This is a genomic window from Cupriavidus sp. GW822-FHT02D05, assembly GCF_058802485.1.
In genome coordinates, this window is sequence record NZ_JBXAOE010000034.1 from 77,912 (window position 1) to 102,284 (window position 24,373).

Below are 24,373 nucleotides of genomic sequence, written 5' to 3' on the forward strand. Positions count from 1 at the left end.
CAACTGGAGACAACCATCATGCATTTACAAGCTGCAAGGACCGCGCGCGCGCTGGCGGCAGGCGCTCTCGCCGTCGTCATGCTGACGGCGCTGGCCGCCACACCGGCGCACGCCGCACCACCGCAAGCCACGAAATATCCTGACAAGCCGATCCGCCTGGTGGTGCCCTTTCCGCCAGGCGGCGGCACTGACGTCATCGGGCGGTTGGTGGCCGCCAAGCTGTCGACCGCGCTGGGCGGCACCGTGCTGGTGGAAAACGTGGCGGGTGCCACCGGCACCATCGGCTCGGCCCAGGTGGCGCGCGCCGCGCCGGACGGCTACACGCTGTTGCTCGGCATCTCCGCCACGCATGCCATCGCGCCGGCGATCTTCCCCCGCCTGCCCTACGATCCCGTGCGCGATTTCGTGCCGGTGGGCCGGCTGGCCTACGGCGGCAACGTGCTGGTGGCAGGCCCGGCGTTCACGGGCAAGGACCTGCCGGCGCTGATTGCAGCCGCCAAACGTCCAGGCGCTGACCTCACCTACGGTTCCTGGGGCCCCGGCTCGGGCGGCCACCTGGCCGGCGAGAGCCTCAATGTCAGCAGCGGCATCCATCTGCGCCACATTCCCTACAAAGGCGTGAGCCCGATGCTGACCGATGTGATGGGCGGCACGCTGCCGGTGGCCATGTCCGACCTGGCCGGCACCTTGCCGTTGATCCGCAGCGGCAAGGTCCGGGCGCTGGCGGTGACCGGCTCGGAGCGCTCGGTGGCGTTGCCCGATGTGCCCACCTTCGCCGAGTCCGGCGTGCCGTTGCGCATCGACAGCTGGTACGCGCTGTTCGCGCCGGCCCGCACGCCGGCCCCCATCCTCGATCGCCTTGAGCGCGCTGTCGACGCCATCATGGCCGAGCCCGCCATGCAGGCGCAGGCCGCCACGCTGGGCATGCGCTTCACCCCACAGCCGCGCGCCGTCTTTGCCGCCCAGATGCAGGACGACGTCCGTGCCTGGGCCGCCCTCGTCAAGTCGAGCGGCGCCGCCCTCGAATAATCCCGCCAGGAGCCAACACATATGAACATGAACCCTCCCGCCGCCCCCGTCACGCACGCCAGCCCCCAGCAGGCGCTGGTCGCCGGCGCAGCGCTGCCGCTGGTGATCTACGGCTATGCGCTTATCGAGACGCTGCGCACCTGCCGCCTGCAGACCTCGGTTGCCGCTGCCACCGGCTATGGCCGCGCGCCGATGAACACGTTGTCGGCGAGCGAGCGTCAGTGGACGCATGAGGACCGCGACATCGTCACCCCGGCCAACGACCTGCTGTACTTCTGCGGCTGGGTCAACCTGGCCGATGGCCCGGTGACGCTGCGCATTCCGCCGCTGCCCGACGCGGGCCGCTACTACGTGATCGAGCTGCTCGACGTGCACACCAACAACTTCGAGAACCTGGGACCACGCAATGTCGCTGCCGAAGGCGGCGAGATCGAGCTGGTCGGCCCGGGCCAGAAGGCCAGCGGCGCGCATGCGGTGTCATGCCCGAGCTCACTGGTCTGGCTGCTCGGCCGCGTGCTGGTGCAGGGGCCGGATGACCTGGCGGTGGCGCGTGCCTTTGAGCAGGGCTTCGCGCTGACCCGCACGCCGGGCGCGGCGCGTCCGCGCTGCGTGGACCAGTGGCACGACAGCGGCCGGCCCGCGCTGGACTTCTTCCACAACCTCTTCAACGCGCTGCGCGAGTTCCCGCCGGCGGCCGAGGAACTGGGGATCCTGACGCTGTTGCGCAAGGCCGGCATCCGGCTGGAAGACGAGACCGATTTCGCGGCGCTGCGCCCGGCCATCGTGGCCGGGCTGGAAAGCGCTTACGCGCAAGGCATGGCGGTGATCGAGGCCCATACCCGCAGCCAGGGCCGCAAGAGCTGGGGCTACAGCCTGAAGCTGGGCATGTACGGCGACGACTGGCTGCAGCGCGCCTGCACCGCGATGAAGGGCCTGGGCGCCCTGCGCGCGGACGAGGCGATCTACGCCATGGCCGATTTCGATGCCGACGGCGCGCCGCTTGATGGCCGTCGCCGTTACGAGCTGCGCTTCGCGCCCGGCATGCTGCCGCCCGCGCAAGCCTTCTGGTCGGTGTCGCTGTACGGCGAGGATCGTTACTTCAGCGCCAACGAGATCGGCCGCTACGCCGTGGGCGACCGCACGCCGGGCTTGCGCATGGAGGCCGATGGCAGCCTGGTGATTCCCATCTCGCACGCGCGAGCGCAGCAGCAGGAGAACTGGCTGCCCGCGCCCGCTGGCTCGTTCTACCTGATCCTGCGGCTCTACCATCCCGCGCCGTCTTTCCTGCAAGGCCAGTACACCATCCCGGCCGTGCGCCGCGTCGATTGAGTCAACCAAATTATGGAAGCCACCATGTACCAGACCATATCCGCCGTGCCCGCCGCGCCCGCCCTCGACGCCATCCGTTACACGCTGCCCCTCTACGAAATGGCGCGCATGCGCGCCGCCACCTGCCCGCGCCGCAATAGCGCCGGTGTGTTTGCCGCGCAGCAGCCCGATGCCCCGGTGCGCTGGATCAATCATTTCATTCACACGCGCCAGCTGCTTGGCCCGCAGCATCGCCAGGTGGTCACGCCCAATAACGACACGCTCTACAGCAACGCCTGGATGGACCTGTCGCAAGGGCCGCTGCTGCTGGACGTGCCCGACAGCTTGGGCCGCTACTACGTGCTCGGCCTGCTCGATTTCTATACCAATCCCTTTGGCTATATCGGCACCCGCACCACGGGCAACGGGCGCGGCCGCTTCTTGCTGCATGGCCCGCGCTGGCAGGGCGACGTGCCGGCTGGTGCTACCGCCATCGCCTGCCCCACGGACGCGGTGTGGCTGCTCGGCCGCGTGCTGGTGGATGGCGAAGCCGACCTGCCGGCCGTGCACGCGCTGCAGGACCAGTTTCGCCTGAGCACGCTGGCCGGGGCGAGCGCCGCGCGGGCGTTCGATGTGCGTATGCAGCCTGGCGAGCATCTGGGCGATCCGCGCCGCTATGCCGAGGTGGTCAACCAGGCGCTGCGCGAGAACCCGCCGCCGCCGGCTGAGGCAGCGCTGGTGGCAGGCTTTGCGCCTTTTGGCATTGGCGCGGATTGCGATGCGGCCGCGCTTGGCGACGATGCGCTTGCCCGCCTGGGCGACGCCATCCGGGCAGTGCTTGCCGAACTGGCGACGCCGCTGCCGTCCGACCTCGGCGGCGGCTGGACCCTGCCGGTGGAAATCCGCGAATCGTTCGGCACGCGTTTCGCCGAGCGCGCGCTGGTGGCGCGCAACTATATCGGCGCGCTCGGCGTGCAAGAGGCGATGTACGTGATGGCCGACCGCGACAGCGAAGGCGCGCCGCTCGATGGCCGCGCCGGCTACGAGCTGGTCTTCCCGGCCGATGGGCTGCCGCAGGTGGGTGCGTTCTGGTCGCTCACCATGTATGGCAAGGCCGACTGCATGCTGGTCGATAACGTGCTGGGGCGCTACTCGCTGGGCGACCGCTCGCCGAGCCTGCGCTACGGGCCGGACGGCAGCCTGCGGCTGCGCCTGTCGGCCACGCCGCCCGCCGACCCGGCGGACGAGGGCAACTGGCTGCCCGCGCCCGCAGGCCCGTTCTACGTGACGCTGCGGCTCTACGTGCCCCAGCCCGCGCATCTCGACAAGACCTTTGTCTATCCGCCGATCCGCCCGCTGGCAGCTGCGGCTGCTTCGGTCAAGGAGCTGTCATGACACCGAATTCACGCAAGCGCAGGCAAGTGCTGCGCCTGGCCGGCAACGCCGTGCTGTTGGCCGCGGGCTGCGGTGCGCTGGCGCTGGCGCCGGTGCAGGCCGAGGAATTTCCGTCGCATCCGGTGCGCCTGGTATCGCCCTACGGCCCGGGCGGCTCCAACGACATCTCGGCGCGCCTGCTCAGCGAGGGGCTCAGCCGCAAGTACAAGCAGCAGTTCGTGGTGGAGAACAAGCCCGGCGCTGGCACGCGCGTGGCCAACGAGCAGATCGCGCGCGCCACGCCGGACGGCTACACCCTGTTGTGGGCGGCGGCGCCGTTTGCCATCAACGCGGCGGCAGGGCTATCCCAGCATTACGACATCCACAAGGACTTCGTGGCAGTAGGGCCACGCGTGCTCGGGCCGATATTCCTGATCGTCAACGCCGATTCGCCGGTGCGCACGGTGGCGGATTTCGTGCGCATGGCGCGTGATAAGAAGGACGGCGTGACTTTCGCCTCGCCGGGCATCGGCTCGGGGCCGCACCTGACCGCCGAGCTCTTCGCCGCCCAGGCAAAATTCAAGGGCCTCAACGTGCATTACCGCGGCGACTCCACGGCCTACACCGAGTTGCTTGCGGGGCGGGTCGACGCGACGTTGACCGCCATCACCACCGCGCTGCCATTTATCAAGGCCGGCAAGCTGCGCGTGATCGCGGTGTCCGCCGAGCAGCGCACGCCGGTGTATCCGGACGCGCCCACGTTCGGCGAGCAAGGGTATCCCGGCGTGGTGGGTTACGGCTGGTTCGGGCTGATGGCGCCGGCGGGCACGCCGCCGGCCATCGTGCAGCAGCTCAACCGGGATGCCAACGCGGTGCTGGCCGATGCGCAGACGCGCAGCAAGCTGATCGGCCTCGGGCTGCAGCCGGAGGCGGGCGACAGTGCATCGTTCGCGCGCTTCGTCGACGCCGAGGTGGCCAAGTGGGGGCCATTGATCAAGTCGGCGGGGATCAAGCTGGAATGAATAGGGTAGCGCGCGGCGTTCGTTTCCGGCGTTCGCTACCGGCTTTCGCGCAACGGCCCGCTCGCTGCCTGCTGGCTTTAGCCGCGGACGGCGCCTTGCTGCGCGTCGCGCGCCGCGACAAAGGCCAGCAGCAGCACCCTCGTCTGCTCGAAAATCACGTCTCCAAGCTGGGCCATCTCTTTAGGGCCAATCGTTTCCCATTCGAGGGCGCTGAGCACGTTCCGGCGAAACATGCGGAACACGGCAACCTGGCTGTCTATCGCGATGGTCCGGATCTTGGTCACATCATCGGTCGGCTTGCGTCCGGTCAGCCGGCCGATGATCGACGCGGTCACGGGGAACAAGCGGCGGTTGAGGCGTTCGTCGATCACCGCGAAGGCCGACGGCGGACCAAGGCCCGCGCGTTCGCGCGCCATGAAGAGTTGCCAGTCGCGCGCCTCGGGTGAGTCGCTCAGGAACGAGACGAAGCAGCCCTGGAGTCCCATGTAGGCTTCGATCAAGTCCGAGTCATCGGCGTCGGGGTTGGCCAATGTCGCTTGCGCCGCGCTCACCGGCGCGGCCAGGTACTCCCAGACGCGTGCGACGAAGTGCTCCACGCAGGCAATGTAGACCCCTTCCTTGTTGTCGAAGTAGTACTGCAGCGCAGGCGCATTGACGCCGGCCTCTTTCGCGATGTCGCGCGTCGACGCCCCCTCGAATCCCCGTTCCCCGAAGAGTCGCAGCGCCGCCTCGACGATGCGCAGGCGCGTTTCCTCGCCTCGCTGGTAGCCGCCTTCGGCGGCCGGTCGGTGTCGTGCCATGGGATTCGTCGCCATCCTTGAGATCGTGCCAGGGGAGAAATATATCACTTGACACAATTTGTCCGACTGGAATAATTGTGCCGTTTGGAATAATTTGGAGCCCCCATGTCTACCGCCGCGCCCGCCGATTCGCCAGCCGACCCTCTGTTGCGAGGCGAAGCCACGTCAACCCCAGCGAAGCCTGCGGTGCGCCATCGCCGCCGCACGGTGCTGCTTTTCCTGGCTGGCAGCGCGCTGGCGGGGGCGGCGGCCTGGGGCGGGCACTGGTGGACGGTGGGCCGCTTTATGGAAACCACCGACGACGCCTATCTGCAGGCCGACAGCGTGACGGTGGCGCCGAAGGTGAGCGGCTATGTGGCTGAAGTCCTGGTGCGCGATAACCAGGCGGTCGTTGTCGGGCAGGCGTTGGCAAGGCTCGACAGCCGTCAGTACCAGGCAGCGCTGGACGAGGCCACGGCGACCGTTGCCTCGCGCCAGGCCGACGTGGCGCGTAGCGAGGCGGACCTTGCACAGCAGCAGGCCACTATCGCGCAGGCCCGTGCCGAACTCGACGGAGCGCGGGCCAATGTGCGCTACGCGGCATCGCAGGTGGATCGTTATGCGCCGCTGGTCAAGTCGGGCGCCGAGACGGAGGAGCGGAGCGCGGAGTTGCGCAACGCGCAGACACGTGCTGCCACGACGCGGCAAGCGAACGAGGCCGCCTTGCGCGCGGCCCAGAGCCAGACGCTCACGCTGCAGGCAAAGCTGCAACAGGCACGCGCGCAACTGGCGGTGGCCGAGGCGAGCGCGCGCCGCGCCCAGCTCGACCTGCAGGATACGTTGGTGCGCAGCACCCTGGCCGGCCGCGTCGCGGATCGCGCCGTGCGCGTCGGGCAGTTCGCGCAGCCGGGCACGCGCCTGCTGACGATCGTGCCGCTGCAGGATCTCTACCTGAGCGCCAACTTCAAGGAAACGCAGGTCGGCCACATGATGCCGGGCCAGCCCGTGACAATCCATGTCGACGCGCTGCCGGATGCCGATCTGCACGGCACCGTCGAAAGCCTGTCGCCCGGCACGGGCTCCCAGTTCGCCCTGCTGCCCGCGCAGAACGCCACCGGCAATTTCACCAAGATCGTGCAGCGCGTGCCGGTGCGCATTCACCTGGACGTGTCGGGCGAGGCGCGCAGGGCGCTGGTGCCGGGGCTGTCGGTGACGGTGGAGGTCGATACGCGCCACGCGGCGCCCACGCAAGCGCACGCTCCGGCCGGGGGCGCGCGTGGCTAAGGCGCTGCGGTCCGGTGCCGGCGTGTCCGGGGGCAACCCGGCATCCGCGCCCGCAGTGCCCAACGCTTCCACCGCTGACTGGATCGCGGTTGCGGCCGGCGCGCTCGGCGCGCTGCTCGCCACGCTCGATATCTCGATCACCAACTCGGCGTTGCCGCAGATCCAGGGGCAGATCGGCGCCGCGGGCACGGAGGGCACGTGGATCTCCACGGGCTACCTGATGTCGGAGATCGTGATCATCCCGCTCGCCGCGTGGCTCACGCGCGTGTTCGGGCTGCGGCGCTTCCTGATGTGGAACGCGATCCTCTTCACCGCGTTCTCGATGATGTGCGGGCTATCCCACAGCTTGGCCGCGATGGTCATCGGCCGCATCGGCCAAGGCTTCGCCGGCGGCGCCATGATCCCGACCGCGCAGACCATCATTCGCACGCGCTTGCCCCGGCACCAGATGCCGATCGGCATGTCGGCGTTCGGCCTGATCGTCCTGCTCGGCCCATTGCTCGGCCCGGTGGTTGGCGGCTGGCTGACCGAGAACGCCGACTGGCGCTGGTGTTTTTTCCTGAACCTGCCGATCTCGGTGGCGCTGGTGACGCTGCTCTATCTTGGCCTGAAGCCGGAGCGCGCGAACCTGCAGGCGTTCGTCAAGGCGGACTGGCTCGGCATCGCGGGGCTGGCCATCGGCCTGAGCTCGCTCACGGTGGTGCTGGAGGAGGGGCAGCGCGAGCGCTGGTTTGAATCGCCGACGATCGCATGGCTATCGCTGCTTTCCGCGGCCGGCATCCTGATGATGGTCGTTGGCCAGTTCACGGCGAACACGCCGATCGTGCGGCTGCGGCTGCTGCTCAACAAAAACTACGCCAGCGTCATCCTGATTGTCTCAACCGTCGGCGCCGGGCTCTATGGCGTGTCCTACCTGTTGCCGCAGTTCCTCGCCACCATCGCCGGATACAACGCGGAGCAGGCGGGCTCGATCATGCTGCTCTCCGGTCTTCCGGCATTCCTGATGATGCCGATCCTGCCCCGCATGCTTGGCAAGTTCGATAGCCGTTGGCTCGTCATCACCGGGCTGTTGTGTTTCTTCGGCAGCTGCATGCTGGATATCTCGCTCACCACGCAAAGCGTCGGGCACGACTTCATCGGCTCGCAGATCCTGCGCGGCTTCGGGCAGATCCTGGCGATGATGCCGCTCAACCAGGCATCGATGGCGGCTGTCGCCACCCATGAGGCGGGCGACGCGGCTGGCCTGTACAACATGGCCCGCAACCTGGGCGGCTCGGTCGGGCTCGCGCTGCTCGGCACGCTGATCGACCGCCGCAATACGTATCACGACGCCGTGATCCGTGAATCGGTCAGCGCCAACAGCGCGATCGGGCAGGAACACATCTCGTCCAGCGCGGCGGGCTTTTTCGCGCAGCACGGCGATATGGCGCATGCGAAGCTCCAGGCCATGGCACAGATGGCCGGGGAGATCGCCAGGCAGGCGGCCGTCATCACCTTCTCCGAGACCTTCTTTGTGCTGGGCATCGCGCTGCTACTATGCGTGCCGCTGGCCTTCCTTCTCAAGCAACCGGGTGCCGGCACGCCGGTGTCCTCCGGTCATTGATCGATCATGCACGACATCAAATCAAATACGCTGCCGGGCCCTGGCCGGCTGCGCACGGTCTCCCTCAGTGCCGCGCTGGCGTTTGCCATGAGTGGCTGCGCGGTCGGGCCTGACTATCACGGCGCGCCTGAAGTCGCGGCCGACGCCATGCGCGCCACGGCATTTCCCCATGCCCCGCACAGTACCGAGCCGGCCGCGCCGCGCGTCGCAACCTGGTGGCGCGCGCTGGGCGATCCCCAACTGGATGCACTGATAGAAACCGCATTGGCGCATAGCCCGGACATTCGTGCAGCGCAGGCCAGCGTGCGGCAGGCGCGTGCCGGCCTGCGCGGGCAGCAAGCCGATGCACTCCCCAAGGTGGGGGCAACCGCCGCCACGCTGCGCACGCGCTCGCCGAATTTGTCGTCGTTTTCCGGTGGCGCGACGTCTGGCGGCCGCGGACCATTGGCGCTCTATCTTGCCAACTTCGATGCCAGCTGGGAGATCGATCTGTTTGGCGGGACGCGGCGTGCCATCGAGGCGGCCGCGGCGCAGGCGGACGCTTCCGCCGAACAGCTCGCGGACGCCCACGTGCAACTGGCAGCCGAGGTCGCCCAAGCCTACATCGGCCTGCGCGAGCAGCAGGCGCGCCTGACGCACCTGCGCGCCTCGGAAAAGCTCGAAGCCGACATGCTGGAGCTGACGCAGCAACGGCGCGAACGCGGGGTGGCATCGGCGCTGGAAGTGGAGCGGCTCCTGACCCAGGTGGAGGGCACCCGCTCGCAGATCGCGCCCATCGAGGCGCAGATCACGGAGTCGTTCGATGAACTCGCCGTACTCACGGGGCGCGCCCCCGGCGCACTGGATGGCGAACTCGGCCCGCAACGGCCATTGCCCACGTTGCCGGCTACGGTGTCCGTCGGTAACCCAGCCGCACTGCTCAAGGCGCGGCCGGACATCCGCGCGGCGGAGCGTACCCTGGCCTCGCAGAACGCGCAGATCGGCGCTAGCAAGGCTGACTGGTTCCCCAAGCTGTCGCTGTTCGGCTCCCTGGGCTACAGCGCGATGGACCCCGGTCACCTGGTCCGCAAGGACAACGCCACCTGGCTCGCCTTGCCGCGGCTGCAGTGGAACGCGCTGGATTTCGGCCGGGTTGCCGCCAGCGTGGACGGTGCGCAGGCAGGACGCGACAATGCCGAGGCAAGGTACGAGAGCGTGGTCCTGAAGGCGCTGCGCGATGCCGATGTGGCCTTGTCCCGCTACGGGCACCAGCGCGAGAACGTGGTCCTGCTGCGCCGGGTGGAGGCGTCCGCCGAGCGCGCCGCCGTGCTGACCCAGCAGCGCTACCGCGCCGGTACGGCCAGCATGCTTGACTGGCTGGATGTCGAACGCACCCGGGTACGTGCGCAGCAGGATCGGATCGCCGGCGATGCCAGCCTGATCAAGGACTTCGTGTCCTTGCAAAAGGCTCTGGGGCTGGGTTGGCAGAACGAGGGCTAGGACGGACGGCGCCCGTCCCCGCAGGCAGGCGCGGGCGGCCGTAGCGTTTCAGTCCGTCACGTTCCCTTTGTTGTACTTTGTTGTATTCAGCATACGTTTACCCGCCCCGCTAAATTGTGGATCAAACTGCTCTGCGCCGAGGGCTTGCACGGCTAACCCGCGCGGCAGCATGGCGCCGGGGGTCAGCGACTGCCCCGCAGGTTAGGTAACCGGCACTCCGCTGGTACATGCGCCGCTGTTCAAGCACGGGCAATTGCCCTATCGTGACGACCTTCCCCGCCAACTCTGCGCGGCGATTTCACCGTGTTGTCCCGTCTTGCCGCGGATTGTCCAGGTTTGTCCATGTCCCGCTCTCTATCATGCATCGCGCGCCGCTTGCGCACGCTGGTGTCCGGTTGTCAGGTGCTGCCGATGCTGCTTGCATTGGCGGCGCTAGCCTTGGCGCCGCAGCCCGCCAGGGCCGCGGATCACCCTGCGCAGCCGGCCAGGCAATCCGCCGCCGATGCTGCCACCGACGCCGCCACCGAAGTTGCCGAGGAAGCCGCCCCCCCAGCCGTGCCGGGCAAGCGAGCGCGCGTGTGCCTGGTGCTGTCCGGGGGCGGCGCGCGCGGCTACGCGCATATCGGCGTGATCCGGGCGCTGGAGAAAATGCATGTGCCGATCGACTGCATCGCGGCCACCAGCATGGGTGCCGTGGTGGGCGGCTTGTACGCCAGCGGCTTGTCGGCTGGCGAGCTGGAGGCCAAGCTGTCGCACATCAACCTGAGCGATATCGCCTTCGACCGCAACGAGCGCGCCGAACTGCCGCAGGCGCAGCGCGAGGACGATCTCCAGTATCCGATTGGCATTTCGGCCGGCTACGGTGACGGCAAGATCAAGCTGCCCACCGGCCTGGTCCAAGGCAACCGCCTGCTGGCGCTGCTGCAGAACCTGACCCCGCATCTGCCGGCCGACGACGCCTTCGACAAGCTGCCGACGCCGTTTCGCACCATTGCCACCGACCTGGGCACCGGCGCTCCTGTCGTGCTGGACCACGGATCGCTGCCGCGGGCCATCCGCGCCAGCGTGGCCGTGCCGGGCTTGTTCGCGCCGATCAAGGTGAACGGGCGCGTGCTGGTCGATGGCGGGCTGGTCAGCAACCTGCCGGTGCAGCTCGCGCGCGACATGGGCGCCGACGTGATCATCGCGGTCAATATCGCCTCGCCGCTGGATGACCCCGAGAGCCTGGACTCGCCGGCGGCGGTGACGCAGCAGATGGTCACCATCCTGACCAACCAGAACGTGGCCACGCAAAAGGCGCTGCTCAGGCCGGGCGACGTGCTGATCGAGCCCCAGCTGGGTGACTTGTCCTTCACCGACTTCTCGCGCGCTAACGACGGCATCCAGGGCGGCTGGAACGCGGTGCTGGCGGCCGAGCCCAAGCTCGCGTCGCTGACGCTGCCGGCGGACGCCTGGCAAAGCTACCTGGCGGCGCGCAAGGGCAGCCAGGCGGTGGCGGGCCCGGTGCGCATCGATGCCATCCAGATCCGGTCGCACGGCCGCATTCCGGCCAGCTTCGTGCGCAAGTACCTGGGCGTAAATGAAGGCGACACCTACGACGCGGTCACGCTTAACCGCGAGATGGCGCAGCTCTCCACCTCGGGCGATTTCGAGAGCGTGACGCAGGAGATGGTCACGGAGGACGGGCGCAATGTGCTGAAGGTCGAGGCGCAGCAGAAATCCTGGGGCCCGCAGTTCCTGCTGTTCGGCTTCGGCGTGTCTAACACCTTCAATGGCCAGGGCGGGTTCAACCTGCAACTGGGGCATCGGTATCCGTGGATCACGCCCGGCGGGCTGGAGTGGCGCAATGACATCGTGCTGGGCAGCACCCAGGCCAAGTGGCACACCGAGCTGCGCCAGCCGGTATTCGACCGGCTTGGCTTCTATGTCGCGCCCTATGTGGAATACGGGCGCAAGCGCGTCGATCTCTATGGCGACACCGCGCCCAACCGCAATACCGACCCGATCACCGCCTTTCGGATCGACACGGCCGTCGCGGGCCTGGACCTGGGTGTGCCGCTGGGCCGGCTGGGCGAGTTCCGGGCGGGCGTGAACTACCAGCAGGTCAACTACTCGGCCGTCTATAACCTGCCCATCGGTACCGGCCGGCTATTCTCCCAGGCCCGTGTGCGCCAGCCCACCATGCGTGCCCAGCTCACCATCGACCAGCTCGACGATCCGCTCTTCCCGCGCACCGGCTACTATCTGCTGGCGACCAACGAGCTGGCCTTCGGTGGCACCGACAATCGCTTCAACGATGCCCACGCCAAGGCGCTCTGGGCCACCAGCTACGGCCGCCACACGCTGAACCTGGCGGCGGAGGCCGCGGCCACCTATGGCGATCACCGCAGCGACAACAGCGTCAGCGGCGGGCTTGGCTTCACGCTGGGCGGCTTCCAGCATCTTTCCGCTTACGCGCAGGACCAGTTCTCCGGCAACTACCTGCTGTACGGGCGCATGACATACCTGAACGACCTGCGCGAGTTCATCCTGCCCGGGCTGCGCACCACCGTGGTGGGCGCCAGCCTGGAGGCTGGCGACGTCTGGCTGCGGCGCAAGAACTTCGGCAACGGGCCGTTCAAGACCAGCGCCAGCCTGTTCATCGGCGGCAACAGCGCCATTGGCCCGCTGTACTTCGGCTTTGCCGCAGCGCCGAACGGGGTGTGGAACCTGTACCTGCAGCTAGGCCGCGTGTTCTAGCCCGCGGGCGCCGGCAGGGGCTCGGTGGCGCTCACCGCGTTATCAGCGCTGTCGGCCGGCCGGAAGGTCACTGCGGAGATGCGCCCGTTGCGCATGCGCAGGGTTTGCGTGCCCTGGCTGTGCCGGGCCTCGCCATGCATGACGGAGGAGGCCGCGACGTCGATCTGCGCCGTGGCGCCCTCGATGCGCGGCGGTGCGGTGACGGCGATGCGTACCGTCTTGCCGGCGATTGCTTCCAGCTTGGCAAACATGTCGATGACGGCGTCGCGGTCGTCATAGCTTCCCGCCAGCGGATGCTCGCCCTGGTGGCGCCAGCGCACGCCGGGCTCCAGCAGCGGGAACAGCGCTTCGAACTGTCCGCTGGTGAGGGCTTGCAGGTATTCGTTCACCACGGTGGCGACGGCTTCCTCGGTCATCGGCACCTCCACCCTGGCCCGCGCCGGGCGGCGCGCCTGTGCGGGGTCGAAGCCGAGGAACTCGAGCACGTTGCTGACCACCTGCTCGCGGTCGTTGTCCACGCAGATCATGTGATAGCTGTTTTCCACCACCACCTTGCGCACGTCGGGGACCGTGGCTTCGAGGAAGTCGGCCGAACGCAGGCTGGTCAGCTCGTCCTCGCGCGCGTTCACCACCAGCGTGGGGCAGGCGATGCGGTGGGCGCCGTTGAGCACCCAGCCGCGCAGCCGGTCCACCTGGCGGATGCAGGCCAGCGGCACCCAGCGGTAGTGGAAGTTGTCGCCGCGTTCGAACTTGGCTTTGACGATGGCGCGCACCAGGTCGTTCTTGATGCCGAATGGCTCGTCTTCCTCCACCCGCATGCGCGCTGGCAGCGTGGGGATGTGATAGACCAGGTGCCGCAGCGCGCGGTACCAGGGCGTGGACCAGCCGTCGATGTAGACCGGGGCCGCCAGCGCGATCAGCCGGCCCTTGGTGTGCTGGCGGCGCTCGGCCAGCGCCAGGGCCAGAAGCCCGCCCAGGCACATGCCCATGATGTGAAAGGTTTCGTACTGCCCGGCCAGCTCATCGTATGCCTGCGTGACGGTGTCGAGCCATTGCTCGGCCCGCACGGGCACCAGGTCCTCGGGCGTGCCTGCGTGTCCTGGCAGCGTCACCGCGTGGGTCTCCACCCCGGCGCGCCGCAGGGCCTTGTGCATCGGGCCGAGGTCGAACTGCGTGCCGCCCAAGCCATGGATGAGCAGGGCCCCCGTGCCGCTGCCCTTGAGAGCCGTCATGCTGCGTCGCGCTCCTCGATCACAGCCGCGCCTTGCAGGCGCCATGCGCCGGCAATGACCGCCACGGTCTCGTCGCCGTCCAGCAGCGGGCTGCTCATATCCAGCACCATGGTGCAGTCGCCCGCGGGCAGCATCAGGCGAAAGAGCAGGTCGGTACGGGCTGCGCCACCCCCGTCGCCACCCCCGTCGCCGTCGCTTTCGCGCAGCCAGCGGTCGCGCACCCGGGACCGGTCGTCGGCATGCACGTGAGCCAGTACATTGTCGAGATTGCCGAAGGTATCTTCTCGCACCCCCAGCGAGCGCTCCACGTCGCCGCTCCAGCGCAGCGTGCCACTGCGCGGGTCCAGGCAATAGACCAGCTGGCCGCTGGCCGCGAGCGCCAGCTTGACATCGTTCTGGCGCTGCGCCGACTGCAGGTGCAGTTGCTCGCGGCTGGTGCGCAGCGTGCTGATCAGCAGCGTCAGCAAGGCGGCCACGGCCAGGTATAGCTGGGCCTCCATCAGCGAGCGGCCATGGTGGGCCGCGCTTTCGGCGAACGGGCCATCGCCCTGGCCGGTATTGACCAGCACGAACAGCGCCAGGATCGCCACCGCCACGGAGCCGCCCCGGCCCCCCCACAGCAGCGTCACCACAGCGGCGAAGAACAGGGGGATATAGGTCAGCGCAAACACCACGCCGGCAGGCAGCGGGCCCAGGCTCTTGTTGTCAAAGATAAAGAAGGTGGTCAGCACCAGCGCGGCGAACGCGCCCAGGCCGAACAGGAAATCGCCGCCGCTCATGCCGCCTGAGCGCATGGCGCGAAAGCGCGACCAGCCCGCCAGCACCGGCGTGACGATCAGCACGCCCACCAGGTCGGCCGCGGCCCAGACGCGCGCGGTGCGCCAAAACGGCACGTCCTGCATGATCGTGAACCAGCCCGCGCCCACCGCGGCGCTGGCTGCGCTGCTGACCACCCCGGCGATCAGCAAGCCGCGCACGAAGGCCAGCCCTTCGAGCGAAAAGTGCGTGCGCCTGACCAGCGCCACACCTACTGCCGCAAAGCCGATCTCGTCGAGCGAGAACAGCATCAGACGCAGCGTGTCGCGTCCCTCCACCCAGCCCAGCAGCATCTGCGCGGCGAAGAACGCCAGCCCTACTGGCAGCCAGCGCGGCATCGGCGTCAGCATGAACGCGGCCACGGTCACGCCGGCCGGCAGCCAGATATAGCCAGTGGCGGAGAACGGGCCGTTCAGCTTGTGCGAGATGTAGCCGGAGCAGAAGTACAGTGCCGCCCACAAAAACAGGACGACGGCTCGGTTGGTTGGTTTCACGTTGGCTTTCCTTGGCTGATGCCCGGGCACGGATGCGAGGCCGGCGCGCAGCGGCCAGCCGTTATCTGAACGCGCCAGGCCGGCAAGCGGCTGACGCAATGGCGCGGCCGGGCAGGGGCATCATAAGCCTGCACAGGGATTTCTAGCATGGCGCCATGTAATAAAATCGTCACAATTAAGGGTGTTCGCGGGTGTCCGGCCACGAGTCCGGCCAGGACTCGCCCCGGCGCGCGCCGGCAACGCAAGGCCGCAATATAAACGAGGAGAAAAGACCTGATGGCGAAGTACACATTAAATAACCGATTCCTGCCCGGCTTGCCGGTGCTGCTGGCCTGCGCCACGCTGCCGCTGGCACTGGGCGCAGCCCCAGCCACCGCCGCGTGGCCGGAAAAGCCGATCCGCCTGGTGGTGGGCTTCCCGCCGGGTGGCCCGGTCGACACTCACGCCCGCCTCCTCGCCGAGAAGCTGCAGCCGATCCTGGGGCAGTCAGTGGTGCTGGACTATAAGGCTGGCGCGGCCGGCAACATCGGCTCGGATTCCGTCGCCAAAGCCGCGCCGGACGGCTACACGCTGCTGCTGGCCAATACCGGCCAGATGGCCATCAATGGCGCGCTTTATCCCAAGCTGCCGTACGTGATGCCGCGGGATTTTGCGCCGGTGGCCCGCACCGCGCTGATTCCGCTGGTCATGGTGGTCAATAACAACGTGCCGGCCCGCAACCTCAAGGAATTCATTGGCTATGCGCGCGCCAATCCCGGCAAGCTGAATTTTGCCTCGGGCGGCAACGGCGGCATTTCCCACCTGATGCCGGAGATGTTCAAGCAGGCCAGCGGCACGTTTATCGTCCACATTCCCTACAAGGGCAGCGCCCCGGCTCTGACCGATGTGATGGGCGGCCAGGCGCAGATGATGGCCGACTCGATCCCGCTGTTCACGCAATACATCAAGGCCGGCAAGGTGCGCGCGCTGGCGGTGACATCCAAGCATCGCTCGCCCGCCTTGCCTGACGTGCCGACCATGGAAGAGGCCGGGCTGAAGAACTTCGAGGTGGTCGGCTTCTACGGCATGCTGGCGCCCGCGGGCACGCCCAAGGAGGTGGTGGCCAAGTTGTCTGGCGCGCTGCAGGCCGTGCTGGGCGAGGCCGATACCCGCGCCAAGCTGGAGCAGCAAGGCGCCGAGGCAGCCTGGCAGGGCCCGGAGGCCTTCGGCCAGACCATTGCCGCCGAGCAGAAGCGCTGGGGACAGGTGATCAAGGCTTCGGGCGCGAAGATCGACTAAGCGCGCCCTGACGCATCGGCCGGTGTGGCAAAAGGCCGATGCGCGGCTGGGCTCAGGCGGCGACGATCAGGATCGGGTGGTATTGCGGCAGCCTGGCATCGTCGGTGAGCAGCACCATGGCCTCCTGCAGCGCTTGTGCAACCAGCATGCGATCGAATGGGTCCTTGTGGTTGGCAAAGGCCGGCAGATTGTCCACCGCACCCGCGTGGGCGGCAGTGACGTCGAGGAGTTTGTAGCCGCACAAGCGGAAAACAGCGGCGGCTTGGCCACCGTTGACCATGTCCAGCTTTCCCAACCCTGCCTTGATGGATATCTCCCACACGCTGGCAGCGCTCACATAAATCTCATTGGAAGGCTCCGCGATCATCGACCGGGCTTTGGCCGACAGACGTGGATCGTTCAGGCTCGCCCAGATAGCGATATGCGTGTCGAGCAGCACCTTCACGAGTGGTCACTCTCTGTCCCGTTCTCAAAGAGCGATGCCACGTCTGCATCGAGTGCATTCCATTCTTCCAGGCTGACAGACGGAAACTGGCCGAGCAGCGCAAGCCCGCCGCCGATTCTCCTGGAAACGTCCGGCTCGCCGATGGGCACCAGCTTGGCGGCGGCCTTGCCATTGCGCGCAATGACAATGACATCTTGCGCCCCGCTTTCCAGCGACTCCACTAGCCGTGACAATTGGCTTTTGGCCTCGTGCATGTTGATCGTGAGCATGTGGTCATCCTGACTTAGCTAATTCAGTTGGCTAAGTATAGTCTGGCCGACAAGGCAAGGCAACGCCCCTATCAAGGTCGGCCACAGGCCAGCAGTTAGTTTAGGGACCACTGCGCAAGCGACGCGCCCAGCCTGTCCGCTGGACGGTCCCACACCATTGGCGCACCCTGCACAGTTGCTGGGGACCTGAGCCGTCGCGCAGGTCCCCAGGCAGTCGCTTCAATCGTTTCTGCCAGGTCCGCCGGGGCTTCAGGCGGGAACAGGGATGCTTCGTCTTGCGCGCCCGTCACCAAAAGATGCGCCGTGCGCGCCAGCGAGGCCCGCACCTCGCAGCCGGCGCCGGTCGCCAGGCGCTGCGCCAGCCCGCGGATGGCCGCTGTTGCCATCAGGTAGCCGGTCGCGTGGTCGATGGCCTGCACCGGCAGCGGCTTGGGATGGTCCAGGCCTGCGGCGCGCATGCCCGCATCGGCAATGCCGGTGCTCATCTGGATCAGGCTGTCGAAGCCGCGCCGGCCCTTCCACGGCCCGCTCCAGCCATAGGCATCGAGCGACACATCCACCAGCGCGGGATTGATCTCGCGGCGCCGCCGCGCGTCCAGTCCAAGCCGCGCCAGGGCTTCGGGACGGTAGCCGTGCACCATCACGTCGGCCTGGCTCAGCAACTGCTCCAGCACCTGCCGGTCCGCCGCGCTCTTCAGGTCGAGCCGGGCGCAGCGCTTGCCGAGCACCACTTCCGGCACTGTGCCTGGCTCTTCCCAGCCGGGTGGGTCGATGCGGAGCACATCGGCGCCGAAGCCGGCCAGGAAGCGGGTGGCCACCGGACCCGCCAGGATCCGGGTCAGGTCCAGCACGCGGATGCCGCGCAACGGGCGATCCGGGGTGATGGCCCAGGCTGGCCGAAGCCCAGCAGCGCACGTCGTCCAGTGCATCAGCGGTTCGCTGTTGACGGCGATCCCCTGCGGATGGACTGCCCATTCGGCCTCGGTGCGCATGGCCGCCGAGCAGCCGCCGTTCTCGACGATGGCGGCTTCCAGCGCGCTGGCTTCCCATCCGGATACGGCCCGGGCAACGGCGGCCTTGTCCGCTTGCGCCGCCACGCCAAGCACGGCGAGGGCAGCGTCGCGGTGATGTGGGGCGTTGGTGTGAAGACGGATCCAGCCGTCCTTGGCCCGGTAGTCGCCGGCAACGGGATCCCATTGCGGCGGCAATTCCCAGCCCTGTGGCCGCAGCGAAGTGCCGAACCATAGCGAAGCGAGACGTTGATCTGCCTGGACATGCGGCGCATGCCCGCAGGCCCGGTGGATCAACTCGGCAATGGCCAGGGCGGCTGCGCCGACGGCGGCGGTGGCCAGGGCGGTGACGGGGAAGACCGCGGGCAAGTGACCGGTGCCGGCCACGGCAATGTGCTCGAGCCACGCGGCGTCCCCGTGCACGCTGCGCCAGATCTCACCAAGGAAAGGGGTGACGGCTGTCGTGGGACTCGTGGCTGAAAGCATGGATTCTCCGGGGCCGGGCATGGTGCGTTCTCCGTTGGGGTGGGTCGGGAATTCGTGCTTTGCAGCATAGGCTCCTTGTTTTAATAGTCAATATTGATTAACTTAATCAACCTATTGATCGATTTCGTCGCCCGTGCCCCGCTACCTGACTTCCTCCGAAGCCGCCGCCCAGCTTGGCGTGTCCCGCCAGACGCTCTATGCCTATGTCAGCCGTGGCTTGCTGCACGCGCACGATAGCGAAACCCACCGCGAAAGCCGCTATCTCGCCGACGACGTTGCGCGCCTGGCTGGCCAGCGCACGCGCGGCCGCAAGCCTCGCGAGGTGGCCAAGGCCACGCTGAGCTGGGGTCTGCCGGTGCTGGAATCGGGGATCACCTTGATTGAGGACGGGCGGCTCTACTACCGGGGCATGGATGCCGTTGCGTTGGCCGCGTCGGACACCGTGGAAGCGGTGGCCGCATTGCTGTGGCAGTGCCCCCAGGACGCGGCGTTTGGCGCAGCGCCGCTTGCGCCGGCGCACCTCGCGGCAATGCAGGCGGCCTTCTCCGGGCGCCGCAGCGAGGCGGCGCTGCTGCCGCTGTTTACCATCGCCAGCGAAGACGACCCCACGGCGCAGTGGCAAAGGTCACCGCAACGCCTTGCCGAAGGCTGCGGCGTGCTGGTGCGTCTGCTGGCGGCCTGCCTGCTGCACACGGCGCCCGCCAGCGCGCCGGTCCATCGACAATGCGCCAGCGCCTGGCAGGTGGGCGAAGAAGGCGCGGACCTGATCCGCATGGCGCTGGTGCTCTGCGCGGACCATGAGCTGAACGCGTCGAGCTTCACGGCCCGCTGCGTGGCGTCCACCGGCGCCAGCCTGCGCGCATCCGTGGTCGCGGGCCTGGCCGCGCTGACCGGTGGGCTGCATGGCGGGACCACCGCCCGCGTGGAGGCTCTCTGGGACGAGCTCGGCGAGGCGCCGCCCGCATCGAAGCTGCGCGAGCGGCTTGCCCGCGGCGAGAACCTGCCGGGGTTTGGCCATCATCTCTACCCCGCCGGCGACATCCGCGCCGCCGGCCTGCTGGCGCGGATACTCCCGCATCACCCGCAATGGCAAGCGATCATCGACGACGCTTTCGCGCTGCTGGGGCAGCGGCCATCGATCGATTTTGCACTGGTGGCGCTGCGCCGGCATCTGCGGCTGCCGCCCGGCGCGGCCTTCGGCATGTTCGCGCTTGGCCGCTCCATCGGCTGGATCGCGCACGCGCTGGAGCAGCGTGCCGATGCCGAGCTGATCCGCCCGCGTGCCGCGTACGTCGGCCCGCGCCCCGGCTAGCCTGGATCAAGCCTCAGTTTCGGCGAACCGCAGGCCGATCAGCCCCACGAGCGCCAGGCTCAAGAAAAAATCCGCTGCCGGTTCGCGCCTTCCTGCATCAACGACGTGGCGCCGCGGGTTATGCGGCGCGCTGCTGCAAGCGCAGCACTGCGTCGCGCGCGGCAGCGCCAAGCTCGCCAAGGTCCAGCCCCGGAATCGCATCATGCTCCACCACCACGCGGCCAGCCACCAGCAGCGCGCGCAGAGCCGGCCGCCCACCGCTGGCCACGGGGGCGATGGCCGGATCGTGCAGGCCAAAGCAGCGCGGGTCGTCGAGCCGGTAGATGGCGAGGTCGGCCGCCTTGCCCGGCTGCAACGTGCCCACCGCATCCAGGCCAAGCACCGCCGCGCCGCCCGCCGTGCCCCAGCGCACGACGTCTTCCACACGCGCGGCGTCGGCGCCGCCCTCATGGTCGCCACCCTCGGCGCGTGGGCGGGCGCCATGGCCTCGCCGCGCGCGCTGCAGCAGCCACGCCGCATGCGTTTCGGAAATCATGTCGGCCGCTTCGTTGGAGGCGGCGCCGTCCACCCCGATCGACACCGGCACGCCAGCGGCTTCCAGCGCCGGGATGTTCGCAATGCCGCTGCCCAGCCTGCCGTTGCTCTGCGGGCAGTGCGCGATACCTGTGCCGGTTGCGCCGAGCTGGCGGATTTCGTCCGTGCCCAGTTTTACCAGATGGGCGAACCAAACGTCGCGGCCCAGCCACTCGTGCTCGCCGCAGAAGGCCACGGGTGTCGTCTGGTATTTGTCTCGCGCGGCGTTCTGGTATTCCACGGTCTCCGACAAATGGCTGTGCAGCCGGATGCCAAGCCGGCGCGCGGTGCGCGCGCAGGTGCGCAACTCCTCGGGCGACATGGAGTAGAGCGGCGTGGTAGGCGCCATCACCACGCGGCGCATCGCATCCGGCGCGGGCTGGTGGTAGCGCGCAGTGAGCCGTTCGCAATCACTCAGGAACTGGTCGAGCGTTTCGGGGCGCAACGCCTGCGGCAGTTCGCTCTCCAGCTGGCGCGTGCGGGTGGCGCCGCCACGGCACAGCACAAAGCGCAGCCCCAGCGCCTCGGCTTCCTCGAACAGGATGGCCGAGCTGTCGTAGGGCATGCCGGGATAGTAGAGATAGTTGTGGTCAGCCACCGTGCCGCAGCCGCTGCGCACCAGTTCGATCAGGCCGATGCGGGCGGCAAGCCGGAAGGTGCTTTCGTCAAATGCGGCGCGGAAGCGGTAAGGCGTAGCGCCGAGCCACGGCGTGAGCGTCAGGTTCAGCCCCGGCGGATCGCCCTTGAGCAGTGACTGGAACAGGTGATGATGGGTGTTGACCCAGGCCGGGTAGACCACGCAGTCGGTGGCATCGATGACTTGTTCGCCGGGGCGCGGCGCCAGCTTGCCGATGGCCTCGATGGTGCCGCCGGCCACGCGCAGGTCCGGGCCGGCATGGCGTTCGCCTTCACCCTCGCCCCCACCCTTATCGTTACCAGGAAGGCCGGTCAGGATGGCGGTGGCATTGCGGATCAGGATGGTGTTGGTCGTCATGCCAGCTCGCTTTCGTGCCAATGGGACAGTGCCATGCGTGATACCACCACCATGGCGCCGAACAATGCGACGCCGGTCAGCGTGATCAGGAACAGCGCGGCGAACAGGCGCGGGATATTGAGGGCGAAGCCCGCCTGCAGGATCTGGTAAGCCAGCCCCGCGCCCGTGCCGCCGGTGCCCGCCACGAATTCCGCTACCACCGCGCCGATCAGCGCGAGGCCGCAAGATATCCGCAGGCCACCGAAAAAATACGGCAGCGCGCTGGGAATGCGCAGGCGGCGCAAGGTATCCCAGCGGCTCGCGCGGTTGATGCGGAACAGGTTGAGCAAGCCGGGGTTGACGCTGCGCAGGCCCAGCACCGTGTTGGAGATGATCGGGAACACGGCCACCATGGTGGCGCAGATCACTAGCGCCAGCGTCGGCTGCTTGACCCAGATGATGATCAGCGGCGCGATCGCTACCACCGGCGTGACCTGCAGCAGGATCGCGTAGGGAAACAGGCTGGCTTCGATCAGGCGGCTCTGCACGAAGATGAACGCCGCGGCGGTGCCAACTACCACGGCCAGCGCAAAGGCCAGCATGGTGATGCGCAGCGTCACCCATAGCGAGCCGCATAGCAGGCTCCAGTCTTCCACCAGCGCATGGCCGATGGCGGTGGGCGTGGGCACCAGGTACGCGGGCACGGCGAGCACAGTGCATGTCGCCTGCCAGGCGAGCAACAGCAGCACGCCGACGGCAAGCGGGGCGGCCACGCGCTGTACGGCGGGGCGCGACAGTAGCGGGGGATTCATGGGGGCTCCTTGTTGTTTGTGGGATCGATGCTGCTGCCGGGCTCAGTGCTCGTTGGGGTCGACGCCGGTGTTGGCCTGCGCGAGCAGCGCCGACAACTGCGCGCAGTACTGCATGAAGGCGGGCGAAACACGGAAGGCCTCATCGCGGACTTCGGGGCCCTCGATGGCCACGTCGGCAATTACGCGGCCCGGCCGCGCCGCCATTACCACCACGCGGCTCGACAGGTAGACCGCCTCATAGATGCTGTGGGTGACGAAGACCACTGTCAGGCCGCGCTCGGCCCAGAGCGCGCGCAGGTCGGCGTCGAGCTTGTTGCGGGTGAACTCGTCGAGCGCGCCGAAGGGCTCGTCCATCAGCAGCAGGTCCGGGTTGGTCGCCAGCGCCCGCGCGATCGACACGCGCATCTGCATGCCACCCGACAGCTCACGCGGATAGACCGCGGCGAAGCGGCCCAGCCCCACCAGCGCCAGCGCGCGCCGCACGCGTTCGTCGGCGTCGGCGCGCGGCATGCGGGCGAGGTCCAGCGGCAGCCGCACGTTGTCGGCCACGCGTGCCCACGGCATCAGCGTGGCCTCCTGGAACACCATCGCCAGCGTGCGGCCTGCGCTGTTGGTGGCGCCGTTCGTTCCGGCGTTCGTTCCGCTCGGAAGGGCGGGGTTGCCCCACCAGCGCATATGGCCCGCCGACGGCGCCTCCAATCCGGCAAACAGCTTGAGCAAGGTGCTCTTGCCGCAGCCGGACGGCCCCAGCAGCGAGACGAACTCGCCGGGCTTGATCGCCAGCTTGACGCGCTCCAGCGCCACGGTGCCGTTGGGATAGGTCTTCTCGATCTGGTTGGCGAACAGCAGTGGCGCGTCGGCATCGCGCCGGCTGGTGCCAGCGGGCTCGCCGCCGGCGTTGGGCGCAAGGCCGCCGGAGCTCGGGGCTGCAGCGCGGGCTTGCGTGGCACTGCGAAAGAGGACGCTCATGGCTGTCTCCGTATGGAATGGTTCGGGGACTATCCGAAGTCCGGCCTAAGCGCGAACCACGGGAATGCGGAAGGTCTCCTTCTCGCCATGCCGGGTGAACAGTTCCATCAGCATCTTGCGCATCAGCAAGCCGGGTTTGTCGGATTCCATATGGAATTCAACGCGGCGGCGCGTGTCCACGCAGGCGTCGTAGTCGGTGGCTTCCAGGATGTCGCGGTCCTCGGCGACGATGGGCGCGTCCCAGTCGATCAGCTCCTGGGTCGAGCAGTCTTCCTCGCTGTCATTGCGGTACAGCCATTGCGACAGCATCACGCTCTTGTCGTCGATCGGCGTGGCGCAGTTGTAGATGATGTGATGGCGCCCGCTGGCCGGATAGGTGCAGCCGAAGCGGCGCGTGAACGGCAGGTCCCAGCGGTTGAACATATGGCGATGCGTGATCGGCTCGGTGGTGCCGGTAACACGGTGGCCCGCCTCGATATTGCGGATCGGCACCAGCGTCTCCGCCTCGAAGCCCCACTCGCGCTGCTGCAGCTCGTACTTCTGCGGCTTGGGCTGCTCGGACAAACCAAAGTTGGCGCGGTGCACGAAGCTGAAGTGCGAGTTGTCGAAGGCGTTCTCCATCACGCGCAGCGAGCTGGTGTTCCACTTCTCGTAGAACTGGAAGATGCGGCGGTAGGTGGGGTCGCCATCCTCGGGGAAATCGGGGATGGGCCGCAGCGGATCGTCCAGCGCCACCCACACGTAGCCGTATTTCTCTTGCACGTGATAGGCCTGCACCTTCGCGCCAGAAGGAATGGCGTTGTCCGGCGCCTGCGGAATCCGCACGCAGCTGCCCGAGCAGTTGTATTCCCAGCCGTGGTAGCCGCAAACGATGTCGCCGCGCTCGTTGACCCAGCCCTTGGACAGGCGTGCGGTGCGGTGGCAGCAGCGGTCCTGCAGCGCCGCGGGCTTGCCGTCGATGCCTTTCCAAAGCACCAGGTTCTCCCCCAGCAGGGTAAAGGGCTTGGGGCCGTCGTCGAGCATCGAGATCGGCATCAGGGCATACCAGAAACGGCGCAATACGGGCTGTTGGGTGACCAGCATGTCA

General features: G+C 68.0%; 20 protein-coding genes. 10 read left to right on the forward strand and 10 right to left on the reverse strand.

Annotated features, from left to right (window positions below; all coding sequences use genetic code 11):
- Positions 1 to 18: 18 nt before the first annotated feature.
- The 4 genes from AC1RQK_RS33460 to AC1RQK_RS33475 are packed head-to-tail and all read left to right on the forward strand — an operon-like array spanning position 19 to position 4,733.
- Complete coding sequence (locus AC1RQK_RS33460; protein WP_492813671.1) at positions 19 to 1,029, forward strand: Bug family tripartite tricarboxylate transporter substrate binding protein; 1,011 nt, start codon at positions 19 to 21, stop codon at positions 1,027 to 1,029.
- A 27-nt stretch (positions 1,030 to 1,056) separates the two neighbouring features.
- Entirely contained in the window at positions 1,057 to 2,358 is a 1,302-nt protein-coding gene (locus AC1RQK_RS33465) for a DUF1254 domain-containing protein (RefSeq protein ID WP_492813699.1), read from the forward strand.
- 24 nt (positions 2,359 to 2,382) lie between these two features.
- Positions 2,383 to 3,732 carry a DUF1254 domain-containing protein gene (locus AC1RQK_RS33470; protein ID WP_492813673.1) on the forward strand — a complete coding sequence of 450 codons (1,350 nt, stop codon included), beginning with the start codon at positions 2,383 to 2,385 and terminating at the stop codon, positions 3,730 to 3,732.
- Positions 3,729 to 4,733, forward strand: coding sequence for a Bug family tripartite tricarboxylate transporter substrate binding protein (locus tag AC1RQK_RS33475; protein WP_492813675.1), 1,005 nt, complete (start codon positions 3,729 to 3,731; stop codon positions 4,731 to 4,733). Before AC1RQK_RS33470 ends, AC1RQK_RS33475 begins: the two co-directional genes overlap by 4 nt.
- A 77-nt stretch (positions 4,734 to 4,810) precedes the next feature.
- Here the strand turns inward: AC1RQK_RS33475 and AC1RQK_RS33480 are convergent, their stop codons facing one another.
- A complete protein-coding gene (locus AC1RQK_RS33480; protein WP_492813677.1) occupies positions 4,811 to 5,548 on the reverse strand; it encodes a CerR family C-terminal domain-containing protein in 738 nt (245 codons plus the stop codon).
- Between the two features lie 90 nt (positions 5,549 to 5,638).
- Here AC1RQK_RS33480 and AC1RQK_RS33485 point away from each other — a divergent pair, with 90 nt between their 5' ends.
- The 4 genes from AC1RQK_RS33485 to AC1RQK_RS33500 all read left to right on the forward strand — a co-directional run bounded on the left by AC1RQK_RS33485 (position 5,639) and on the right by AC1RQK_RS33500 (position 12,617).
- Entirely contained in the window at positions 5,639 to 6,796 is a 1,158-nt protein-coding gene (locus tag AC1RQK_RS33485; RefSeq protein ID WP_492813679.1) for an HlyD family secretion protein, read from the forward strand.
- Between the two features lie 4 nt (positions 6,797 to 6,800).
- A complete protein-coding gene (locus AC1RQK_RS33490) occupies positions 6,801 to 8,399 on the forward strand; it encodes a DHA2 family efflux MFS transporter permease subunit (RefSeq protein ID WP_492813701.1) in 1,599 nt (532 codons plus the stop codon).
- 6 nt (positions 8,400 to 8,405) lie between these two features.
- On the forward strand, positions 8,406 to 9,878 hold the full coding sequence (locus tag AC1RQK_RS33495) for an efflux transporter outer membrane subunit (RefSeq protein WP_492813681.1): 1,473 nt from the start codon (positions 8,406 to 8,408) through the stop codon (positions 9,876 to 9,878).
- Positions 9,879 to 10,289: 411 nt separating this feature from the next.
- Entirely contained in the window at positions 10,290 to 12,617 is a 2,328-nt protein-coding gene (locus AC1RQK_RS33500; protein ID WP_492813703.1) for a patatin-like phospholipase family protein, read from the forward strand.
- Here the strand turns inward: AC1RQK_RS33500 and AC1RQK_RS33505 are convergent.
- Both AC1RQK_RS33505 and AC1RQK_RS33510 read right to left on the reverse strand, forming a co-directional pair.
- Complete coding sequence (locus tag AC1RQK_RS33505; protein ID WP_492375727.1) at positions 12,614 to 13,849, reverse strand: alpha/beta fold hydrolase; 1,236 nt, start codon at positions 13,847 to 13,849, stop codon at positions 12,614 to 12,616. The genes AC1RQK_RS33500 and AC1RQK_RS33505 overlap by 4 nt on opposite strands.
- Positions 13,846 to 15,159 carry an MASE1 domain-containing protein gene (locus AC1RQK_RS33510; protein ID WP_492813683.1) on the reverse strand — a complete coding sequence of 438 codons (1,314 nt, stop codon included), beginning with the start codon at positions 15,157 to 15,159 and terminating at the stop codon, positions 13,846 to 13,848. Before AC1RQK_RS33510 ends, AC1RQK_RS33505 begins: the two co-directional genes overlap by 4 nt.
- Before the next feature lie 276 nt (positions 15,160 to 15,435).
- Here AC1RQK_RS33510 and AC1RQK_RS33515 point away from each other — a divergent pair, with 276 nt between their 5' ends.
- On the forward strand, positions 15,436 to 16,437 hold the full coding sequence (locus tag AC1RQK_RS33515) for a Bug family tripartite tricarboxylate transporter substrate binding protein (protein WP_492375725.1): 1,002 nt from the start codon (positions 15,436 to 15,438) through the stop codon (positions 16,435 to 16,437).
- Positions 16,438 to 16,489: 52 nt separating this feature from the next.
- On the opposite strand, the gene AC1RQK_RS33520 is transcribed toward AC1RQK_RS33515, so the two are convergent.
- The 3 genes from AC1RQK_RS33520 to AC1RQK_RS33530 form a co-directional block, all read right to left on the reverse strand.
- A complete protein-coding gene (locus AC1RQK_RS33520) occupies positions 16,490 to 16,882 on the reverse strand; it encodes a type II toxin-antitoxin system VapC family toxin (RefSeq protein WP_492813685.1) in 393 nt (130 codons plus the stop codon).
- Positions 16,879 to 17,151, reverse strand: a complete 273-nt coding sequence (locus tag AC1RQK_RS33525; protein ID WP_492375723.1) for a type II toxin-antitoxin system Phd/YefM family antitoxin — start codon at positions 17,149 to 17,151, stop codon at positions 16,879 to 16,881. The genes AC1RQK_RS33520 and AC1RQK_RS33525 overlap by 4 nt, the downstream gene beginning before the upstream one ends.
- Positions 17,152 to 17,246: 95 nt before the next feature.
- Complete coding sequence (locus tag AC1RQK_RS33530) at positions 17,247 to 18,647, reverse strand: CoA transferase (RefSeq protein WP_492375722.1); 1,401 nt, start codon at positions 18,645 to 18,647, stop codon at positions 17,247 to 17,249.
- 133 nt (positions 18,648 to 18,780) lie between these two features.
- Between AC1RQK_RS33530 and AC1RQK_RS33535 the strand changes: the two genes are divergently transcribed.
- Complete coding sequence (locus AC1RQK_RS33535) at positions 18,781 to 19,959, forward strand: citrate synthase family protein (protein ID WP_492375721.1); 1,179 nt, start codon at positions 18,781 to 18,783, stop codon at positions 19,957 to 19,959.
- 118 nt (positions 19,960 to 20,077) lie between these two features.
- On the opposite strand, the gene AC1RQK_RS33540 is transcribed toward AC1RQK_RS33535, so the two are convergent.
- The 4 genes from AC1RQK_RS33540 to AC1RQK_RS33555 are packed head-to-tail and all read right to left on the reverse strand — an operon-like array spanning position 20,078 to position 24,369.
- A complete protein-coding gene (locus AC1RQK_RS33540) occupies positions 20,078 to 21,526 on the reverse strand; it encodes an amidohydrolase family protein (RefSeq protein WP_492375720.1) in 1,449 nt (482 codons plus the stop codon).
- Positions 21,523 to 22,317: an ABC transporter permease gene (locus tag AC1RQK_RS33545; RefSeq protein WP_416051465.1), complete on the reverse strand. Its 795-nt coding sequence runs from the start codon at positions 22,315 to 22,317 to the stop codon at positions 21,523 to 21,525. Before AC1RQK_RS33545 ends, AC1RQK_RS33540 begins: the two co-directional genes overlap by 4 nt.
- Before the next feature lie 42 nt (positions 22,318 to 22,359).
- The gene (locus AC1RQK_RS33550) at positions 22,360 to 23,286 is read right to left on the reverse strand and encodes an ABC transporter ATP-binding protein (protein ID WP_492813688.1); all 927 of its coding nucleotides are present in this window, start codon (positions 23,284 to 23,286) and stop codon (positions 22,360 to 22,362) included.
- Between the two features lie 45 nt (positions 23,287 to 23,331).
- Positions 23,332 to 24,369 (reverse strand): aromatic ring-hydroxylating dioxygenase subunit alpha, encoded by a 1,038-nt coding sequence (locus tag AC1RQK_RS33555; protein WP_492813690.1) that lies wholly within the window; start codon positions 24,367 to 24,369, stop codon positions 23,332 to 23,334.
- Positions 24,370 to 24,373 lie beyond the last annotated feature (4 nt).

What these genes read in the sequence shown, in the direction of transcription:
- AC1RQK_RS33485 (WP_492813679.1), top strand. Translation starts at nt 5,639, where the DNA reads ATGTCTACCGCCGCGCCCGCCGATTCGCCAGCCGACCCTCTGTTGCGA.
- AC1RQK_RS33500 (WP_492813703.1), top strand. Translation starts at nt 10,290, where the DNA reads ATGCTGCTTGCATTGGCGGCGCTAGCCTTGGCGCCGCAGCCCGCCAGG.
- AC1RQK_RS33515 (WP_492375725.1), top strand. Translation starts at nt 15,436, where the DNA reads ATGGCGAAGTACACATTAAATAACCGATTCCTGCCCGGCTTGCCGGTG.
- AC1RQK_RS33530 (WP_492375722.1), bottom strand. Translation starts at nt 18,647, where the DNA reads ATGCTTTCAGCCACGAGTCCCACGACAGCCGTCACCCCTTTCCTTGGT.
- AC1RQK_RS33555 (WP_492813690.1), bottom strand. Translation starts at nt 24,369, where the DNA reads ATGCTGGTCACCCAACAGCCCGTATTGCGCCGTTTCTGGTATGCCCTG.
- AC1RQK_RS33495 (WP_492813681.1), top strand. Translation starts at nt 8,406, where the DNA reads ATGCACGACATCAAATCAAATACGCTGCCGGGCCCTGGCCGGCTGCGC.
- AC1RQK_RS33460 (WP_492813671.1), top strand. Translation starts at nt 19, where the DNA reads ATGCATTTACAAGCTGCAAGGACCGCGCGCGCGCTGGCGGCAGGCGCT.
- AC1RQK_RS33475 (WP_492813675.1), top strand. Translation starts at nt 3,729, where the DNA reads ATGACACCGAATTCACGCAAGCGCAGGCAAGTGCTGCGCCTGGCCGGC.
- AC1RQK_RS33505 (WP_492375727.1), bottom strand. Translation starts at nt 13,849, where the DNA reads ATGACGGCTCTCAAGGGCAGCGGCACGGGGGCCCTGCTCATCCATGGC.
- AC1RQK_RS33480 (WP_492813677.1), bottom strand. Translation starts at nt 5,548, where the DNA reads ATGGCGACGAATCCCATGGCACGACACCGACCGGCCGCCGAAGGCGGC.
- AC1RQK_RS33540 (WP_492375720.1), bottom strand. Translation starts at nt 21,526, where the DNA reads ATGACGACCAACACCATCCTGATCCGCAATGCCACCGCCATCCTGACC.
- AC1RQK_RS33525 (WP_492375723.1), bottom strand. Translation starts at nt 17,151, where the DNA reads ATGCTCACGATCAACATGCACGAGGCCAAAAGCCAATTGTCACGGCTA.
- AC1RQK_RS33470 (WP_492813673.1), top strand. Translation starts at nt 2,383, where the DNA reads ATGTACCAGACCATATCCGCCGTGCCCGCCGCGCCCGCCCTCGACGCC.
- AC1RQK_RS33545 (WP_416051465.1), bottom strand. Translation starts at nt 22,317, where the DNA reads ATGAATCCCCCGCTACTGTCGCGCCCCGCCGTACAGCGCGTGGCCGCC.
- AC1RQK_RS33550 (WP_492813688.1), bottom strand. Translation starts at nt 23,286, where the DNA reads ATGAGCGTCCTCTTTCGCAGTGCCACGCAAGCCCGCGCTGCAGCCCCG.
- AC1RQK_RS33465 (WP_492813699.1), top strand. Translation starts at nt 1,057, where the DNA reads ATGAACCCTCCCGCCGCCCCCGTCACGCACGCCAGCCCCCAGCAGGCG.